Consider the following 18,319-nt stretch of genomic DNA (forward strand, 5'->3'; position numbering starts at 1 on the left):
ACGCATTTGGATATTCGCACCGGCCGGCCGGTCTCGCTCGCGCCTCGTGGCATGGTGACGTCGCCGCATTCGCTGGCGTCCTCAGCCGGCGTCGACGTGCTTCGCGCCGGAGGGTCCGCCATCGATGCAGCGATTGCCGCCAGCGCCGTACTGGCGGTGGTCTATCCGCACATGACGGGGTTGGGTGGTGACGCGTTCTGGCTCGTGCATGACGGTGGTAGTGGCGAGATCAAATACCTCAACGGCGGCGGCAAGGCGGCAGCGGGGGCGTCGCTGGCGTCCATGGAGGGGAGAGGGCTGAAAGAAATCCCGCTGCGCGGGATCGTCCCGGCGACGCTGACGGTGCCGGGCGCGGTTGCGAGCTGGGTCGCGGCGCATGATGGCCATGGCCGGTTGCCTTTGCGGCGGGTACTCGAAGCCGCGATCGGCTATGCGCGCGACGGCTTTCCGGTCACTGGGCGGCTGGCGAGCTTCATCGAAATGATGCGTGACGATCTCCTTCAGCAACACGAAGCCGCCGGAATCTTTCTGCCCGGTGGTGCGGTGCCGTCGCCAGGCACAAGGCTCACCAATCCCGATCTGTCGAGAACGCTTGAAGCGATCGGGGATCATGGATGGTCCGGATTTTATGAGGGACCCATCGCCGCTGAAATGGTGCGCTTCTCGCAAGCGCGAGTTGGTTTCTTTGAGCCCGGAGATTTCGAGGCGCAAAGAGCTACTTGGGGTACGCCGCTGAGCGGCCGCTACCGCGACGTCACCATTTTCAACACGCCACCGCCGACGCAGGGCTTTACCGTGATCGAGATGCTCAATTTGCTCGAGCCGCTCGAACCGCACCGCATGGACCTGCTCGGACCCGACCGACTGCATCTGATGGTGCAGGCCAAGCAGATTGCCTATCACGACCGCGATCTCGTGCTCGCCGATCCCGCCTTTGCCGAGGTGCCCGTCGAAACGCTGATTTCCAAAGGCTACGCACGCCAGCGCAGCGGGTTGATCGATCCGGCGCGCGCACTGAAATGGGATGAAGTGCCGTCATTCGGCAGCCTGGCGGGCGATACCGTCTACATCGCCGCGGTCGACCGCGATGGCAATGCGGCCTCGCTTATCCAGAGCCTCTATGGCGGGTTCGGGTCATGCGTGGTGGCGGGTAGCACTGGCGTCGTGTTGCAAAACCGCGGCGCGTACTTTTCGCTTGATCCCAATCATCCCAATCGGCTTGAGCCTCGAAAAATCCCGCTGCACACCCTGATCGCCTCGATGGCCAAACGCGACGGCAAGCTCTGCAGCGTGCTGGGCTGCATGGGCGCGGATGGCCAGCCGCAGATCCAGCTGCAGCTCTATTCTGACATGATCGATCACGGGCTCGATATTCAGGAGGCGATCGAATTGCCGCGGTTCCTGTCCGGCCGCTTCGCACTCGGCGAAGCGCGCGACACCCTGCACATGGAAAACCGCTTTCCCGCGGACACGATCCGTGCGCTGGAACAACGGGGCCACATCGTCCATCGCTGGGCCCCGTGGGAGGAGATGGCCGGCCACGCCCATGGCATCACCATCTCATCGCACGACGGGACCTTGAGCGGCGGTTCGGACCCTCGCAGCGACGGCGCCGCGATCGGATACTGAAAACGTCAGTTCGCTGTCTTGAACGGCGCGACCGAGATCCCGGCTTCCTTCAACGCCTGACGCACGCCACGCCCGATCTCGACTGCTCCTGGCGTATCGCCATGAATGCAGACGGTATCGGTGCGCATCTTGATCACCTTGCCTGATACAGAGACCACGGCGCCGTCCTGCACCATCCGCACCACGCGGTCGGCGATCATCTTGGGATCATGCAGCACCGCGCCCGGCTTCTTGCGCGATACCAATTGGCCGTCGTCTTCATAGGCGCGGTCGGCGAACACTTCGTGCACCATCGGCAGGTTGGCGGCTTCGCCCGCGGTCACCAGCTTCGAATTGGCGAGCACCACGAAAATCAGGTTGGGATCGACCGCCTTGATGCCGTTGGCGATCGCCCGTGCGGTCATGTCGTCCTCGCACGCGACATTGGAGATCGCGCCATGCGCCTTGACGTGGGTAACCTTGTGTCCGGCCGCGGTCGCAATCGCCTGCAGCGCGCCGATCTGGTAGGCAATCAGGTTCTCGATCTCGGATGATTTCAAGCCGGGCATCGGGCGCCGGCCAAACCCGTGCAGGTCGCGGTAGCCGGGGTGAGCGCCGACGCTGACGCCGCGCGCCTTCGCCAGCTCGACCGTGCGGCGCATGATATCAGGATCGCCGGCATGGAAACCGCAGGCGACGTTGACCGAGGTCGCAAGCTCGATCATCGCGGCGTCATTGCCCATTTCCCACGCGCCAAATCCTTCGCCGAGATCGCAGTTGAGGTCGATGGTTGTCATGATAATCGTCCGCTTTTGATGAGTGGATCTTGAATTAGTCCGGTCCCGATACGTCCGCAGGCGACGCGACCTGCCAGGTGGCCGCATCGACGGCGCTGACGGCATAGCCGGCGACATTGGCATCTTGCAGCGCGTCGATGTTGAGATCAAAGCTTTCGATTGGCCGCAGCCGGTCGGGCAGGGAACGCAACAAATCAGCGAACTGGCGCGCTGCGGCCTGGGCTTCCGCCATGCTCACGGACTTGAAGCGAAAGGCGCGTCCGGCCGGCGTCTGCGCAAACCGGCCGAAGTCGGCGGAAATCACCGTCGCGATCTTGGGATAACCGCCGCTGGTGCCGCGATCCGGCATCAGCACGATCGGCTGGCCGTTGCCGGGAACCTGCAGGCTGCCGTTCACGGTGCCGTCGGAAACGATGTTGTGGCCGTGCAGATGCTTGATGACGGGGCCTTCGAGCCGGTAACCCATGCGGTCGCTGGTCGCCGATATCTTCCACTCGCTGTCGATAAACAGTTGTTTGGCATCATCTGCGAATTCGTCGTCCTGCGGTCCCCAGACCACGCGGATCGGCGCCTCCGCCGTGGCCGGCAGTTCGATCCGGCGTTCCGGTGCGCCGCTGGCCGGTGTCGTCTGCAATTCGTCGCCGCTCTGCAGCGGGCGCGGGTAGGGACTGCCGAGCCCGGCGCGGGCGTTGACGGAGAGGCTGCCGAAGTCAGGTTCGCCGGCGATGCCGCCCTCGAACGCGAGGTAGCTGAACGAACCGCTGCGGGCAAAGCCAAGCGTCAGGGTCTCGCCGTCGGCCAGCGTCGCAGACGTATCGACCGCAACCGGGCGTCCGGCGATGTCGGCATTGCGTGACGCCCCTGACAGCGCGATGCGAACGGCGCCGCCGCGCGCGGTGAAGGCGGCGCCAAACGGGCCGATCTCGACAGCGGCCGCAAACGGCTCGTTGCCGACCAGCGTGTTGGCCGCCGCCAGCGCCAGCCGGTCCATCGCGCCGCTCGGCACCAGGCCATAGCGCTGGGAGCCGGGGCGGCCGCCGTCCTGTACCGAACTTGCCGGGCCGATGGAGGTGATGACGAGCTTGCTCATGATGGCATCAACTCGGCCACGATTTCTCCCCCTGCCGCGGCGCGGTCCTGCTCGGCAAAGGTTTTGCTGTCGACCGGCACGAACGTAATGGCGTCGCCGGGCTCCAGCAGGAATGTCGGATCGCGGTGCAGCTGATAGGTCCGGACCGCGGTCTGGCCGAGCAGGTGCCAGCCGCTGGGGCCAGCCAGGCATTGCACGCCCGTCTGCACGCCGCCGATCGAGACCGTGCCGGCCGGCGTCAGCAGACGCGGATTTTGACGCCGTGGCATTTGCATCGAGGCCGCTAAGCCAGAGAGATAGGACCAGCCCGGCGTAAAGCCGATCATGGCGACGCGGTAGTCGCCGGCGACGTGCCGCGCGACGATGTCGTCCGGCGTGGTCTTGAGCGTCTTGGCGACGTCCTCAAGGTCCACTCCGTGCTCGCCGCCATAGACCACGGGAATGCGCCAGCGCCTGGTTTTTGTTGCCTCCGGTACCGGCAGCTGCGCCAGCGCCAGTATCTGCTCGCCGAGCGCTTCGAATGACGTTCGCACGGGATCGTAATGCACCAGCAGCGAGCGATAGGTTGGAACGGTCTCGGTGACGCCTTCGACCGGCGTTGCCGCCATCGCGCGGTCGAGCGCCAGGACCCGCCGGTTGGCGTCGTCGTCGATGTTGCGGGAAAACTCCACCGTGATGGCGCTGTCGCCACTCGGCAAAAGGCGGGGCGGGATGGGCGTCGCGGCCATGGCCTCGGTACTGCCTCGGGATCTGTCGGAAGACGGACTGGGGACTCTTGGGCTGAGATCAAGCTGTAGCGTGTTTCGCGCGCCAGTGGAATTCGCTTCGTACGAAATCATTGAGCAAGTTCAATAAATTAATCTGCATGGCAGCGATAAGCTGTTGTGATCGCTCCGCTGCGAACGAACCCTTGACGCGATGCCCGCGCCCCGCAAGATGCGCTACCTTTGATCCCCTCCCATTGGAGCGTTGCCTTACCGATGTCCCTGACCCCCGAAGCGATCGCGACCCTGTCCCGCGTGTCCACTGCCACCATCACCACGGTCCTGCTGAAGAAGGGCCTGCGGAACGTCTGGATGCGCGGCACCAAACCGTTGCGCCCGGGACAGCCGCGGCTGGTCGGGCCGGCCTTCACGCTGCGTTTCGTGCCCGCGCGCGAGGACCTGGCGACACCGGAATCATGGTCGTCGCCGATTTCGACCCGCACCGCGATTGAAGCAATGCCGCAGGGCTGCATTGCCGTGGTCGACGCGATGGGCGTCAAGGATGCCGGCATCTTCGGTGACATCCTGTGCGCGCGCATGGTCAAGCGCGGGGTCGCGGCACTGATCACCGACGGCGTCGTGCGCGACGTCGAGGGTGTGCTCGGCACCGGCCTGCCGGTCTGGTGCGATGGTTACGCGGCGCCACCGTCGGTCGCCGGGTTGACCTTCGTCGGCTGGGGCGAGCCGATCGGCTGTGGCGGGGTGGCGGTATTCCCGAACGACGTCGTGGTTGCCGACCAGGACGGCGCGGTGTTGATCCCGCAGGCGTTCCTCGACCTCATTCTGGCCGAAGGCGCCGAGCAGGAGCGGATGGAAGCCTGGATCGTCAACGAGGTGAACAACGGCGCCGCGCTTCCCGGCCTCTACCCCATGAATGCCGAGACCAAGGCGCGCTACGCGGCGAGCAAGAAATAACATCAACAAAGCGAGGTAACGCCATGGATATCCACGTCTCCGGCTCGCGGCCGACGCGCAAGGCTCCGCCCGACTATTTCACCGGTACGGTCTGGCAGGACCCGATCATCGCCACCGAGGCGCCGGCGCGGCTGGTTTGCAATCGCGTCTCGTTCGAACCCGGCGCGCGTACGGCGTGGCACTCGCATCCGCTGGGGCAGACGCTGTACGTGGTTTCGGGGATCGGCCGCGTGCAGGCCGCGGGTGGACCGGTCCGGGAAATCCGGCCCGGCGATGTCGTGTGGATCCCGCCCGGCGAGAAGCACTGGCATGGCGCCTCGCCAAACAACGGCATGACCCACATCGCCATGCAGGAAGCGCTCGATGGCAGCTACGCGACCTGGATGGAGAAGGTCACGGACGCCGAGTATGCGGTGAAGGTCGGGTAGCGCTCCCCGGATGAAGCGAGCCGAGACCCGTTCTACTTTGCATGGGGTTGTTTTCGCGATTTTTTGTTCAGGCCCTGCCGTTCATCGCTGATAGCGCGTCGGGACGCCGCGGCGCGCTAGATGCGCTGCGCGGTCCAGGTGCCCGAGCACAGCGCGGCGCGCCACGTGCCCGCCCCCGAGGTGCCCGTGAGGCGCCCGAGACCGACCGCGCGCTTCATGCCGCTCGCCAGCGTCACCGAGATGCTGCCGGCTTCGGCGACACGGCCCGACGCCGTCACGGCAGCACTGGTCGAGGCGACCTGACCTTTGTTGATGCCGATCGACACGGAGACGCCGCTGCTGCAGGCGGCGTTCGACGAAGCGATATGCACGTTCCATTCGCCGTCAAACGTGGCGGCTGCGGCGGGCGTCGAGAGGATCGTCCCGAGCAGGATCAGAATACGAACGGCGGTGGCAGATTTGTAAAAGCGTCCCATGACGAGCCCCTGTGTGTTTGACAGGAGCAGGCTCTCACGTCGACTCTGAAGCGGCAGTGATGGTCATCACACGGGTGATGGCGGGCGTCATTCCGGCGTGAACCGGATTGGTTGACGGCCGACGCGAGATGGGAAACCGCAAACAAAAAGCCCCGCCGGCGAAGGCGGGGCCTTGGTTGAATGTGCGTCGTTGGCGCGTCAGTTCACACGGGTCCAGGTCTGGCCACCGCAGAACATGCCGCCGAAGGCGCAGCCCTGAACGCGCAGGCTGTCGGAGCCTTTCAGCGCGAGCGTTGAATCATAGGTGCTGCCGGAATTCGGATCGAAAATCCGGCCGCTCCATTTGTTGTCCTTGCCGGGCTTCATGTTGATCAGCACTTGCTCGCCGTTGCGGTTCGACTTCTTGTCAACGGAATAGCCGCAAAGATTGGTGCCGCATTGTTCGATCCGGACCTTGCCTTCCTTCTCTTCCGTCAGCCAGACGCCAAGCGGCGAGTTCGCCGCCTGCGGGGCCGCCGGCGGCGGTGCGGGCGGCGGCGTTACCGCAGCGACGGCAGGAGCAGGCTTCGGCGCGGGAGGCGGCTCTTGCTGGACCTGCGGGGCGGGTGCGCCGGGCGGCAGTGGAGCGGCCGGCACAGTCACCGGCTCCGCCGCCGGGGCAACGGCGACAGTGGCGGTCGAAGGTTCTGCCGGCGCGGTCGCGACCGGTGCGGGAGCTGCAGGAACGGGTGCAGGGGCAGGCGGCACAGCGGCCTGCTCGGCGGGGACAGGCGCGGCGGGAGCAGGTACGGCGGGAGCGACCGTGTCGGGTGGCGTCCTGGAGTCCGTCTTCGCCTGTTGCGGTGACTGCTTGCGCGGACGGTCGCGATCACCGTCCTCGTTGCGCGAGCGTTTGGCCTTCGGCGTGTTGTCGTAGACGCCTGGGATCTGAACGGTGCCGCGATCGGGATCGATCCGAATGGTGCGGCCGCCGTAATCGAAGGTGTACTGCGCCTGCGCGGCACTGCTCGCCAGCAAAAACGCGGCGATCGCCAGAAGCTTCTTCATAATGACCTCCTGAGCAGGGAATCCCAACCCCCGAAGCTACGCAATGGCAGCTCGCAAAACGTGATCCGGATCACTTTCAAATGATAAGTCGTGTACTCGCGGCTTTGGTTCAATGTCGCCCGCGCAGCCTAATTTGCCCCCGACAGACGGTCAATTTGCGGCGAAAATTGCATATTTTGCCGGCCGATCAATCGAACCAGGCGGCGTAGATTTTCCTGAAGCTGCCGTCCTCTCTCGCAATGTGCAGCCACTGATCGACGAAGGCTTTCAGTGCGACGTCGCGCTGCAGCCAATAGGCCTTCTCGGCGAAGTCGAACGGCTTTTCGGGATGCACCGCGCACAGCACGCCGGGATGCAGTTTCTGCTGATACAGCGTCTCCGACGAATCCGTCATCATCAGGTCGGCATTGCCCTTGGCGATCTCGTCGAAGATCGTGACGTTGTCGTTGTGGAGTTTCACTTCCGCGTTCTTGACGTTGGCGCGGGCAAACCGTTCGTTGGTGCCGCCGGGATTGACGATCACGCGCGTGCCGGGCTTGTCGATGTCGGCCATGGTTTCGTACTTGCCCTTGTCGGCGCAGCGCGCGATCGGTGTCTTGCCCTCACGCATGATCGGCGTCGAAAACAGACCCTTCTTCTGCCGGTCAAGCGTGATCGATACGCCGCTCATCGCGACGTCGAAATTATCGGCCTCGAAATCCTTCATCAGTTGCGGCCATGCGGTTTGGACGAATTCGACCTTGACGCCGAGCGCCTTGCCGAGAGCTTCCGCCATGTCGACGTCGAAGCCGTTGAATTTCGACGTCGCCTTGTCGAGATAGCTGAAGGGCCGGTAGTCGCCGGTCATGCCGACCCGCAGCGTGCCGCGCTTGATGATGTCGTCGAGGCGGGAAGGGGCCGGCTGCTGGGCATGGGCGGAAATCGTCAACAGGGCAGCCATGCCCAGACCAAATAGCATTCGAAACATCAGTTCTTCTCCGCCGGTGAATTCGATGACACCTTGATTGTGTTGGCGCAGGATTTAGACCAGATGCCCGCGCCGTACCAGCCGGAGAAATCCAATCGTGACCATCTCGCTTTGTGAAACGTCAGTCGATGTTTTCGTGCCGTATCTCGGCAATCTGTCGGTCCTGCTGGACCACGCCTCAGCCTATGCCAAGGCCAAAAACATCGATCCGGCGATCCTGCTCAATTTGCGGCTCCATCCCAACATGTACAATCTGACGCGTCAGGTCGGGGAGGCCAACCGTCACGCGGTGGTTGCCTGCGCGCTGCTGGCCGGGCGCGAGCCGCATGTTTTTCCAGACGCCGAGCCTGATATTGCGGAACTCCAATCGCGTATCGCGGCAGCGATCGCCTTTGTGCAGGGCCTGCCGCGCGCGGAGATCGACGGCGCCGCAGACAAGGAGGTGGTGTTTACATTCAGGAGCGGGGCGACACGCAAATTCACCGGGCGGTCGTTGCTGCTGACATTCAGCGTGCCGCAGTTCTTCTTCCACGTCACCACGGCTTACGACATCCTGCGCCACGCCGGCGTGGATCTCGCCAAGAAGGATTTCCTAGGGCCGCCGAGATAGCGCGCAGGATTACGCCTCGCCGTTGTCTTTGCGCACCAGATTGGCGACGGCGGCGCGTCCCGTCATTTCGCTTTTCAGTTGCTCGAACCGGCGCCGTGCCTCGGCTTCGCGGTCGTCGACCAGCTGGATCGCGGCATCCTTGTTCATCGGTCCGCTGACAATGGGCGTTGAATTCTCCCCAATGGTCTCGTCGACGTAATAGTCGCCATCGTCCACGCGGACCGTCCATTTGAAACGGATCGCGGCCATCGGGCCGGGCCCGACCTTGGAATAGCCATCAGCCTCGAACGGTAGAAAGACCTCAGGCGGCGGGGCGGCCTCGATCGGCGCGTTGGCCTCAAGCGGCGGAGGAACCGCGAGCGATGGCAGTGTTTCGATCGGTTGAAATTCTTCGAGTGGCGGAGGGGTGGCCGGCACCTCTTCAACGGCAGGCCGTTCCCGCTCGCGGGGGATCACGGGCGGCTGATCGAGAATGCTGGCAATCGCCGCCAGGGCGTTGTCGGTCGGGTCGTTTTGGCTCACAATTCGGCCTCCGGATCGAACTCCGTCTGCGGAATCGGTGTCCCCGTTGCCGCCCGGTATCTTTTCCTCGCTTCCGAATGAGGCTGAGTTTTGTCCGTTCAGGCGCAAAACCGGCTATGCCGGGCGCGGACCTGTGCGGTGAGCCCGTAATACGGAATAAGGGTTCCTTATGGTCGGGCCGGCATGAAAACATCCCGGGCGGCCGCTCGATCGCTCAGCCGTCGCCCGGTTTGATCATGCCGGATCGGTCAGAGCACGTCCTGATTGATGACGTTCTGACGCAACGGATCGCCGTCGAGAACGCTCAGGATATTGCGTGCGGTCTGTTCGCTCATGCGATCGACGGCTTCCCTGGTCACACCGGCGACGTGGGGTGCGAAGATGACGTTCGGAAGCGCGAACAGCGAATGGCCGGCGGGCGGCGGCTCCTGTTCGAACACGTCGAGACCGGCGCCGGCAAGTTTGCCGGACACCAGCGCGTCATGCAGCGCGGGTTCGTCGATGATGCCGCCCCGTGCGGTATTGATCAGATAGGCGGTCGGCTTCATCCGCCTCAAGCGCGCGGCATTGATCATGCCGACCGTCTCCGGCGTCTTCGGGCAATGCAGGCTGACGAAGTCGGCGCGCGGCAACGCCGCGTCGAGATCGGTGACAGGCTCGCAGCCGGCGGCCTTGATGTCGGCCGCGGGCTTGTAGGGATCGAAAACCAGCACGTTCATTTCCATCGCCTGGCAGCGCTTGGCGGTGCGGGTGCCGATGCGGCCGAAGCCAACGATCAGGACGGTCTTGTCATAGAGGTCGTAGGGCAGCATGCCGAGCCGGCTCGGCCATTTGTTGTCCCTGACGATGGAGTGCATTTCCACTGCGCGCTTTGCCAATGTCAGCATCATGAACAATGCGCACTCGGCAACGGAGGGCGAATTCGCGGTGCCGGCGACCATCAGCGGCACTTTGCGGCGGCTCAACGCCGGCACATCGACGGCATCAAAACCGACGCCGATCCGGGTCACCACCAACATGTCCCTGGAAGCTTCCAGCTCCGTTTCACCGAAACGGGTGCCGCCGAGGGCGACGCCATGGACCGGCGCGGCTCCTTGAGCTTGGCCTGGAAATCCGGCTGCGAGATCATGTTGGGGAATTCGACAAGTTCGATATCCTCGCGTGCGTCGAGCAACGCACGCCCCTGCTGTGACATCGATTCCGTGACGAAGATTTTCTTCTTGTTGGTCGCCATTTCCTGCCCTTGGGTGACTGTTGTCTCCGCCGTCAAATGACGGCGCCGCTCACCTCGTTTAGCAGGTGCATATTGTTGAGGTCCACTGCCAATCGGAGCGGGGCGCCATCCTGTGCGCCGGCGTTGGGGTTGACCCGGCCGCAAACTTGCGTGCCGTCGATCGGGAAGTAGATCAGCGTTTCCATTCCCATCGGTTCGGTCACATCGAGCACAGCATCGAAGTTCTCGACACCCGGCTCGGCATGCGGGCTGGCTTCCGTGATGTGCTCGGGCCGCAGCCCCAGCAGCAGCTTGTCGGTCCGCGACACGCCTTGGTATCTGGCGGCGCGTTTAGGCGGCAGCGGGAAGGCGAGACGGTCGGTGATCCGGATATGCAGCTTGCCGCCGGCTTCCTCGAGCCGGCAGGGGATGAAGTTCATCGCCGGCGAACCGATGAAGCTTGCGACGAATTTGGTGGCGGGATTGTGATAGAGTTCGTTCGGCGTTCCGATCTGTTCGATGCGGCCATGGTTCATCACCACGACCCGGTCGGCGAGCGTCATCGCCTCGACCTGGTCGTGGGTAACGTAAACCGTGGTGGTGCGAACCTTCTGATGCACCTTCTTGATCTCGATTCTCATCTGGACGCGGAGCTTGGCGTCGAGGTTGGACAGCGGCTCGTCGAACAGGAACACCTTCGGATTACGCACGATGGCGCGGCCCATGGCGACGCGCTGACGCTGGCCGCCTGACAGCTGCTTCGGCTTGCGGTCGACGAGTTCGACGATGTCGAGCATGCGCGCGGCTTCGTCGATCCGGGTCTTGATCTCGGCCTTCGGATAGCGTTTCAGCCGCAGCCCGAACGACATGTTTTCCGCGACCGTCATGTGCGGGTAGAGCGCGTAGTTCTGGAACACCATGGCGATGTCGCGGTCCTTTGGCGGCACGTCGTTGACGACGTCGCCTCCGATCATGATGTCGCCGTCGGTGATGTCCTCGAGCCCCGCGATCATCCGCAGCGTGGTCGATTTTCCGCAACCCGACGGGCCCACCAGCACGACAAACTCATGATCGGCGATATCGAGATCGATGCCGCGCACCGCCTCGACGTCGTCGTACTTCTTGACAACCTTGCGCAACGTCACGTCAGCCATGAGTTCAACCCTTTGTCGCACCGGCGGTCAGGCCGGCAATGTAATAGTCCATCAGGAACGCGTAGATGATCAGCGGCGGCGCGGCGCCGAGCAGGGCGCCGGTCATGATCTGGCCCCATGCGAACACGTCGCCCTTGATCAAGGTCGTGACGATACCGACCGGCAGCACCAGTTGATCCGTCGATGTCGTGAAAACCAGCGGATAGAGAAACTGCGCCCAGGAAACCGTGAAGGCGAAGATGGTCGCGGCGATCAGGCCGGGTAGGGCGACGGGAATGAAGATCCGCGTCAGCGTCTGGAACCAGGACGCGCCGTCGATGATCGCGGCCTCGTCGAGCTCCTTGGGGATGGAGGCGAAGTAACCGATCATGATCCAGGTGCAAAACGGCACCGTGAGCGTCGGATAGATCACCAGCAGCACGTACCATTTGTTGATCAGCTGGATCCCGGTCAGGTCGCCAAACGCCACGAACATCTTGAACAACGGGAGAAACAGCAGCGTTTCCGGGATGAGGTAAGTCAGGAAAACCCCGGTCGCAAGCGTGGCCGAGCCCCAGAACCGCATCCGCGCCAGTGCAAAAGCCGCGGGCACGCTGATCAGCATGGTGATAGTCACGACGAAGATCGAGACCAGCGCCGAGTTGCGGAAGAAGGTCAGGAACTGGTTCGATGTCAGCAACTCGACGTAGTTCGACAATGTCGGATGGTAAACCCACCACGGGTTCGTCGCCGCGGAGATTTCGGCGCTGGTCTTCAGCGACGTGATTACCATGTAGAGCGGGGGCACCAGCGCAAAGACCGCGAACAATGTAAGGAAGAAGTACGACCATCGCAGCGCCCAGGTGCGGTCGCGGCTCATGCTGCGCAGTTTGACGGGGCGGGTCGGGGCGGCCTTGTCGATCACGACGGTGCTGGTCATCAGGATTCATTCCCGCGTTTGTTGATGTCGCGCAGGATGAAGACTGCCGCGATTGCGAGGATCGGCACCATGAACAGCGAGACGCTGGCGCCGAGTGGAATGTCGCCGCCCTCGATACCGATGCGGAATGCCCAGGTGGCGAAGACATGGGTACGGTCCAGCGGACCGCCGGCGGTCAGGATGCGCACGATATCGAAATTGGCGAAGGTGACGATCACCGAAAACAGCGTCGTGATCGCGATGATGTTGCGCATCATCGGCAGCGTCACGTACCAGATGCGCTGCCACCAGTTGGCGCCGTCGATGGCCGCGGCCTCATAGAGCTGATCGGGCACCGACTTCAGCGAAGCCAGATACATGATCATAAAGAACGGGGCGCCGAACCAGATATTCACCAGGATAACCGAGAATCGGGCCCAGCCGGTCTCGCCGGTCCACGGAATCCGGTCGACGCCGACGCCGGCCAACAAATAGTTGAAGGCGCTGTACGACGGATCGAACAGCCACAGCCAGGCCAACGTGCTCATGGCCGGTGGGATGACCCAGGGCACCAGCAGCATGCCGCGCCATTTGCGCTGGCCCTTGGCCGGAATGTTGTGGACGAAGTGCGCCACGATGAAGCCGATCAGCGCTTTGAAGAAGACGGCGGTGATCGCGAAAATGCAGGATTGCTCGACCACCAGCCAGAACGTTTCCCGCTTGAACAGGAACTGGAAGTTTCCGAGCCCGATGAAGCGCTGCATCGACTTGTTCAGGGTGGCCAGATGCAGCGAGTAGAAGGCAGGATAGATCACCAGCAGCGAGATCAGCAGGATCAGCGGCAGCGTCATCAGGAAGGCTGCGGTCGATTTGCGCTTCAGGGCGGTTCGTAAACTGGCGCGCTTGCGCGCCGTTCGCGGAGCGGCGTTACGCTCAATCGCGACATCAGCCATGATGCATCTTCCTCGCGCGTTTCATTCAGAGCAGGGTGGTTTCCTCGTCGAGAAGCCGGCGCGGCGCCGGCTCCCATCGTGTCGGCAGGCGGATGCACGCCGCCACGGCCCAAGATCCAACCGAGATCCGACGGGCCGCGGCGACGAAATCGCCTCAGCTACGCATGAAGCCTTCGAGTTCGCCTTCGGCCCAGGCCAGCGTCTTCTCCATGGGCTCGCCCCGGTAGAAGCGCACGCACATCTTGGTAAGCGTTGCCTGGGTGTAGATCTGCTGGGCGACCTTGGGCGGCGCCGGCGACGCCGAGATCGAAAGCAGCTGATGCTTGTGCGGATTCGGATAGTGGTAGAGCGTGCCCTTCGGCGGTCCTTCCTCAGCCCATGTCTTCAGGGTCGTCAGTTTCTCAAAGGCCGGCAGGTCGTAGCCGCCGCTCGCCGCCACCATTTTCTCGACCGCATCCGGCTGCGACAGACGCGTCAGCACGCTCTTTGCCGCCTCCTTGTTCTTGGAGAAGCTCCAGACGCTCCAGAAGTAGGGCAGGAACGGCGCGAAGCGGCCCTTCGGACCGACCGGGAAGCCGTGGGTCCAGCATTGCTCCGCGATCTGCGGCGCATCGCGCCTGGCGACGGCCCACGCGCTCGGCGGGTTCATGATCAGGGCGCCTCTGCCCGAGACCAGCCACCTGTTGTTGGAGCCGTCGTCCCATGACGGCGCGTCTGACGGCAGGAAAGCCATCAGCTTTTTGTAATATTCGAGCGCCTGCCGCACGTTGTCGTTCTTGACGACGACGTTGCCCTTGGCATCGACGACCTCCGCCCCGAACGCCAGGAAGAACGCCCCGACGGTATCGACGGAATCGCTGGTCTCGCCAAGCCCGATGCCGAAGGGAACGCCGCCCTTGTGACAGGCCTCCGCCGCCTTCAGGAATGTGTCCGTGGTCCAGCCATCGGCTTTCGGTGCCGAACCTGCCGGATACATGGCCTGGACGTCGATGCCGGCGTGCTGCTTCATCAGATCGATGCGCGAGCAGGGCCCCTTGATCTGGCTGCCGACGCAGGCCGGAACGCCCAGCCATTTGTTGCCGGCCTTGCCGAGGTACTGAACGGTGCCGTTGACTTCGCCGTTCTGCTTGATGAGCCCCTCGACCACGTCATTCATCGGCTCGAGCAATTCCGCCTGGGCGTGCGGCCACCAGGTCGGCATCGCCAGAATGTCATGGCCCGCCTTCGCCTGGGCCTCGGCGGCGATCGTCAAAAGGTTCTTGTTACCCTGGCTCGGGATGTAGTCGATGGTGACCTCGACCTTTTCCTTCTCGGCCCACTCATTGACAATATCGGTAGAAGCCTTGTTGGCGCCGGGTACCCAATGGTCCCAAAACCCGATCGATAGCTTGCCGGCGGCGTGCGCGCCGCGCACGTAGGGTGCGGTCACGAGTGCCGCCGATGATAGCGCTGTCGCAGCAATGAATTGGCGTCGAGTAAGCTTCTTCCGTGTCATGGCGTTCCTCCCTGGATGGGCCAATCGGATATGAAGAAATTCCCGTTCTTGCTTTTTTATTCGGCTCCGTTCGGGCGCCGCGCATTTTTCATTATTGACGATCAGAGCAGAATTGCCAGCGTCTGTCGAGAAATCACGTAGGCGCTGTCCTAGAACTAACGTTGCGTGCAGATCGAAGGCAGCGACGACCGTTAGCCCGTTGTCTACCGCTCATTGCTGACTCATGGCGCGGAATATTGCGTTGCACCTATCGAACTCACCGGAGGGGGTGAGGATGTGAAATAGCGCCGCAGGTTCCCCTACCGCGTGTCCAAATTGGGATACGCCGCCGTTTTCATCACCGGGATGGCTGGGCGCGGCAGGTAGACTCGCGCGGCGCGAAAACGATAAAATCGGATTCGGCCGCGGTCCTTGGCCCAGCACCACCACGCCGGAAACTCACGATCGACCATGGAGACCAGACAATGACCAGCCCGACATCGAAGCTGCGCGCGCGGCTCAGACTGTGCGCAGCCCTTGGGGTGGCCGCCCTTATGCTGTTTAGCGCGTCGCTCACGGTGGAGGCACAGGTGGTTGAGGGGGTCCAAAAGGGCGCCCGGGAGGGGAACAAGGCGGCCGGACCGGTCGGCGGCGTGCTTGGCGGCGCTATCGGCGGTGTCGTGGGGGTGGTGACCGGTGTGACCGGCGTCCTCACCGGCGGCGCACAACAGCAACAGCAGCAAGCGGCCCCGGCGAAGGGTGGCAAACAGGGCGATACCGCAAAGCAGGACGATGCCGCAAAATCCGGCAAGGCGGCCAAGGGGACTAAGACGGCAGCAAGACAGCCGCAGGTGCTGACCCAGACCGGTGCACCGCAAATGACGGCCGAACAGATCGTCGCCAACAGCGACGCCAATATCGAGCGCATCAAGAAGCAATTGAATCTGACGCCCGAGCAGGAGAAGAACTGGTCCGGCTTCAACAGTGCGATGCACTATCTCGGCCATAATGGCGCCGATCGCCTTAATCTGCGTATTGCGCGCGCCAAACGCGATCCGCCCGACGACATCATCGAGCAGATGCGGAACGAGGCCCAGTTTCTCAATGACCGCGCGGTGGACCAGCGCAATGTGGCCGATGCCGCCGAGCCTTTATTCGCAAGCCTGGACGAGAAGCAGAAAAAGATCTTCGTCCAGGAAATGGTCAATCTGAGCCACGAGCGCGGGCTGGATTAGCGCGGATAGACTGACGCATTCGCACGAAACGTCATTCGCCCCGGATCGAGTCCGGGCCGGCTTCCCCATTATTGTGGGTTTACCCGTGGGCGAATAGCCGGGCACGCATGCCCTGGGGTAGGTGAAAGGCGAGGCACCCGGCTATCCTGCCGCAGCGGCGCGGCGGGTTCCAATCGCCATGCAATGATGAAGAAACCCTGACGGGATCGCGCCCGACTGATGGCTGACTTGCGGCCTTGTCGGGAACCGCTAACGCAAAGCCGGAATCAAAAAGCCGGAATTAAAACAAGTTCGGCCAGCGCTGGGGCTGGCCGAATAGTCGAACCCTGCTCGCGGCGGTGCCCGGTTACGCCTTCGGGAAGTTCAACTCCACACCGACGCCGTCGGGATCGTAGAGAAAAAATTGGGTATCGCCGGTCCGGGGCACGATGCTCTCCCGGAATTTTACGCCCTTGGCTTGCAGCCGCTTGCGCACGCCATCGACGTCGGTCGCGGCAAAGGCAATGTGGTCAAGCCGCCCGGTGTCCTCGTATTTCTTCTCGGTACCGCGCACCACGATGCCCTCGCGTGGCTGACGCGTACCCATCAGGTGCACGGTGGCGGTGCCACCGGAGTAGAGCCAGTAGCCGGGGAAACCGAGCGGCGGACGGTCACCGTTCTCGAGTCCAAGCACGTCGCAGTAGAAATCCTTGGTGCGCTCGAGATCGGAGGGTTCGATGGTGTAATGCTGTAATCCGCCAAGTCCCATGGCTTGTTCTCCTTAGACGCAAAGGGGTTAGACAAAGGTGAGATCGACATCGACGCCCATCATCCAGGCGCCGACGGTTTCAAAATGTCTGATCTGGCCTTGCAGCTGCTGGGTCACGGTGTGGATGTCGCGAAAGCGGCGCTCCAGCGGGTGGCCTTCGAAGATTGCGGTGGCTCCCGCCGCGTTGTAGGCGAAGTCGACCGCCTCGCGTGCCTTGTGGATGGCGTTGGTGGCGGCCATGCGGACGGTGATGCGCTGCGCGACGGTGATGCTGGCGCCGGCGACGAGGTCCTTCCAGATTTCGGCCATCGACTGCAGCACGAAGCCGCGTGCCGCGCGCAGATTGACCTCGGCCTGGGCGAGGCCGGTCTGGACCACGGCGTTGTCGCGCAAGATGCCTTTGGCGCCACGCGGCACCTTGTTGCGCGCCACCTCGACGAAATCATCGAGTGTGCTTCGGGCGATGCCGCAGGCGACGGCGGCAAAGCCGACCTGGTAGCAAGTGCCGGCCCCCATGCGATAGAGCGGGCCGCCTTCGCGGCATTCCCGGTCGAATTCACGGGTGATGGAATGGTCGGACCTGACGAAGAAGTCATTCAGCGCGAACTGGTCGCTGGCGGTGCCGCGCAGGCCGACCGTGTTCCAGATGTCGGTCCATTCGACGTCCTCGGTTCGCACCAGCATGGTACGCTCCAGCGGCATACCGTTGGCTTCCAATCGGGGAGTGCCATCCGCCGCAAAGATCGGACAATGCGCGCCGAGCCAGGTCGCGTGCCGACCACCGGAGGCAAAGGCCCACACGCCGGTGACCCTGTAGCCGCCCTCGCATTCGATCGCGCGGACCTTGGGCCCGGGACCCCAGGCCAGCACCGCGCGCGGATCGCCGAAGATCGCGCGCGCCACCGACAGATCGAGATAGGCCGCCGACATCGCACAGCCGCCGGCCTGGCTGAGGCACCAAGCCGTGGATGCATCCGCCTTGGCGATGGTTTCAATGACATGGAAGAAGGTGATGGGATCGGTTTCGATCCCGTTGGTCGAGCGCGGCAGCAACAGACGAAACAGCTGCGCGTCGTGCAGTCTGTCGAGCAACGCCGGCGGCAGCCGGCGCTTATTCTCAATGTCGTTTCCGGCCGCCGCCACCTCGGGACGAACGGCCTCGGCACGGGCGATGATCGCCCGGTCGCCGGCAAGATCGGCAGCAGTCACGATCAAATTATCCAAGCCTCCATCGACGCTTTGTATTCATGATGATGCCTGCCGAACTCTCGCCGTCGACATATTCAGCCCGTCGGCCAGTTCCTTGTCGATCTGATCTGGTTGTCGGTCAGCGTCGTCCAGCGATCGAGGATCTCGAACATGGCGTTCCCCTTGGCGCCTGTGTATGCCGGACGGGCGTCGCGCCTGCGCACCGCGTATG

18 protein-coding genes and 1 pseudogene are annotated in these 18,319 nt (G+C 63.3%); 5 read left to right on the forward strand and 14 right to left on the reverse strand.

The features are described from left to right. Positions 1-6 precede the first annotated feature (6 nt). Positions 7-1,629 (forward strand): gamma-glutamyltransferase, encoded by a 1,623-nt coding sequence (gene ggt / locus JQ629_RS00880; protein ID WP_212410483.1) that lies wholly within the window; start codon positions 7-9, stop codon positions 1,627-1,629. Between the two features lie 5 nt (positions 1,630-1,634). Here the strand turns inward: ggt and JQ629_RS00885 are convergent, their stop codons facing one another. From JQ629_RS00885 to pxpB, 3 genes are read right to left on the reverse strand one after another with little or no spacing between them, the layout of a single operon-like run. Then, positions 1,635-2,405 carry a LamB/YcsF family protein gene (locus JQ629_RS00885; protein ID WP_212410484.1) on the reverse strand — a complete coding sequence of 257 codons (771 nt, stop codon included), beginning with the start codon at positions 2,403-2,405 and terminating at the stop codon, positions 1,635-1,637. A gap of 34 nt (positions 2,406-2,439) precedes the next feature. Continuing rightward, on the reverse strand, positions 2,440-3,495 hold the full coding sequence (locus JQ629_RS00890) for a 5-oxoprolinase subunit C family protein (RefSeq protein WP_212410485.1): 1,056 nt from the start codon (positions 3,493-3,495) through the stop codon (positions 2,440-2,442). Further along, entirely contained in the window at positions 3,492-4,223 is a 732-nt protein-coding gene (pxpB, locus tag JQ629_RS00895; RefSeq protein WP_212410486.1) for a 5-oxoprolinase subunit PxpB, read from the reverse strand. The genes JQ629_RS00890 and pxpB overlap by 4 nt, the downstream gene beginning before the upstream one ends. 252 nt (positions 4,224-4,475) lie before the next feature. Here pxpB and JQ629_RS00900 point away from each other — a divergent pair, with 252 nt between their 5' ends. Both JQ629_RS00900 and JQ629_RS00905 read left to right on the forward strand, forming a co-directional pair. Then, entirely contained in the window at positions 4,476-5,174 is a 699-nt protein-coding gene (locus JQ629_RS00900) for a ribonuclease activity regulator RraA (protein ID WP_211996833.1), read from the forward strand. Positions 5,175-5,197: 23 nt separating this feature from the next. Continuing rightward, positions 5,198-5,602, forward strand: a complete 405-nt coding sequence (locus tag JQ629_RS00905; RefSeq protein ID WP_212410487.1) for a (R)-mandelonitrile lyase — start codon at positions 5,198-5,200, stop codon at positions 5,600-5,602. Between the two features lie 116 nt (positions 5,603-5,718). Here JQ629_RS00905 and JQ629_RS00910 read toward each other — a convergent pair whose 3' ends face one another. From JQ629_RS00910 to JQ629_RS00920, 3 genes are all read right to left on the reverse strand, one after another. Beyond that, positions 5,719-6,078, reverse strand: coding sequence for a hypothetical protein (locus JQ629_RS00910; RefSeq protein WP_212410488.1), 360 nt, complete (start codon positions 6,076-6,078; stop codon positions 5,719-5,721). Between the two features lie 198 nt (positions 6,079-6,276). Then, positions 6,277-7,125 carry a DUF2147 domain-containing protein gene (locus JQ629_RS00915; protein WP_212410489.1) on the reverse strand — a complete coding sequence of 283 codons (849 nt, stop codon included), beginning with the start codon at positions 7,123-7,125 and terminating at the stop codon, positions 6,277-6,279. Positions 7,126-7,312: 187 nt separating this feature from the next. Beyond that, positions 7,313-8,092: a transporter substrate-binding domain-containing protein gene (locus JQ629_RS00920; protein ID WP_212410490.1), complete on the reverse strand. Its 780-nt coding sequence runs from the start codon at positions 8,090-8,092 to the stop codon at positions 7,313-7,315. A 97-nt stretch (positions 8,093-8,189) separates the two neighbouring features. Between JQ629_RS00920 and JQ629_RS00925 the strand changes: the two genes are divergently transcribed. Beyond that, on the forward strand, positions 8,190-8,702 hold the full coding sequence (locus tag JQ629_RS00925; protein ID WP_212410492.1) for a DUF1993 domain-containing protein: 513 nt from the start codon (positions 8,190-8,192) through the stop codon (positions 8,700-8,702). 9 nt (positions 8,703-8,711) lie between these two features. Here JQ629_RS00925 and JQ629_RS00930 read toward each other — a convergent pair whose 3' ends face one another. The 6 genes and pseudogenes from JQ629_RS00930 to JQ629_RS00955 form a co-directional block, all read right to left on the reverse strand. Beyond that, positions 8,712-9,332, reverse strand: a complete 621-nt coding sequence (locus JQ629_RS00930) for a hypothetical protein (protein ID WP_249134739.1) — start codon at positions 9,330-9,332, stop codon at positions 8,712-8,714. Positions 9,333-9,472: 140 nt separating this feature from the next. Next, positions 9,473-10,458: pseudogene (locus JQ629_RS00935) on the reverse strand (hydroxyacid dehydrogenase). Positions 10,459-10,490: 32 nt separating this feature from the next. Continuing rightward, positions 10,491-11,591, reverse strand: coding sequence for an ABC transporter ATP-binding protein (locus tag JQ629_RS00940; RefSeq protein WP_212410494.1), 1,101 nt, complete (start codon positions 11,589-11,591; stop codon positions 10,491-10,493). Positions 11,592-11,595: 4 nt separating this feature from the next. Then, positions 11,596-12,510: a carbohydrate ABC transporter permease gene (locus tag JQ629_RS00945; protein WP_212031516.1), complete on the reverse strand. Its 915-nt coding sequence runs from the start codon at positions 12,508-12,510 to the stop codon at positions 11,596-11,598. After that, positions 12,510-13,442: a carbohydrate ABC transporter permease gene (locus JQ629_RS00950; RefSeq protein WP_212031515.1), complete on the reverse strand. Its 933-nt coding sequence runs from the start codon at positions 13,440-13,442 to the stop codon at positions 12,510-12,512. Before JQ629_RS00950 ends, JQ629_RS00945 begins: the two co-directional genes overlap by 1 nt. Before the next feature lie 154 nt (positions 13,443-13,596). After that, positions 13,597-14,937, reverse strand: coding sequence for an ABC transporter substrate-binding protein (locus JQ629_RS00955; RefSeq protein WP_212264495.1), 1,341 nt, complete (start codon positions 14,935-14,937; stop codon positions 13,597-13,599). 464 nt (positions 14,938-15,401) lie between these two features. On the opposite strand from JQ629_RS00955, the gene JQ629_RS00960 reads away from it, so the two are divergent. Continuing rightward, the gene (locus JQ629_RS00960; RefSeq protein WP_212410496.1) at positions 15,402-16,151 is read left to right on the forward strand and encodes a Spy/CpxP family protein refolding chaperone; all 750 of its coding nucleotides are present in this window, start codon (positions 15,402-15,404) and stop codon (positions 16,149-16,151) included. 346 nt (positions 16,152-16,497) lie between these two features. Here JQ629_RS00960 and JQ629_RS00965 read toward each other — a convergent pair whose 3' ends face one another. Continuing rightward, positions 16,498-16,899 carry a VOC family protein gene (locus JQ629_RS00965; protein WP_212264499.1) on the reverse strand — a complete coding sequence of 134 codons (402 nt, stop codon included), beginning with the start codon at positions 16,897-16,899 and terminating at the stop codon, positions 16,498-16,500. 27 nt (positions 16,900-16,926) lie between these two features. Beyond that, positions 16,927-18,108 (reverse strand): acyl-CoA dehydrogenase family protein, encoded by a 1,182-nt coding sequence (locus tag JQ629_RS37660; RefSeq protein ID WP_212410498.1) that lies wholly within the window; start codon positions 18,106-18,108, stop codon positions 16,927-16,929. Positions 18,109-18,319: the final 211 nt, after the last annotated feature.

The sequence above is a fragment of the Bradyrhizobium sp. AUGA SZCCT0222 genome, assembly GCF_018130205.1.
In the GTDB taxonomy this organism is placed as follows: domain Bacteria; phylum Pseudomonadota; class Alphaproteobacteria; order Rhizobiales; family Xanthobacteraceae; genus Bradyrhizobium.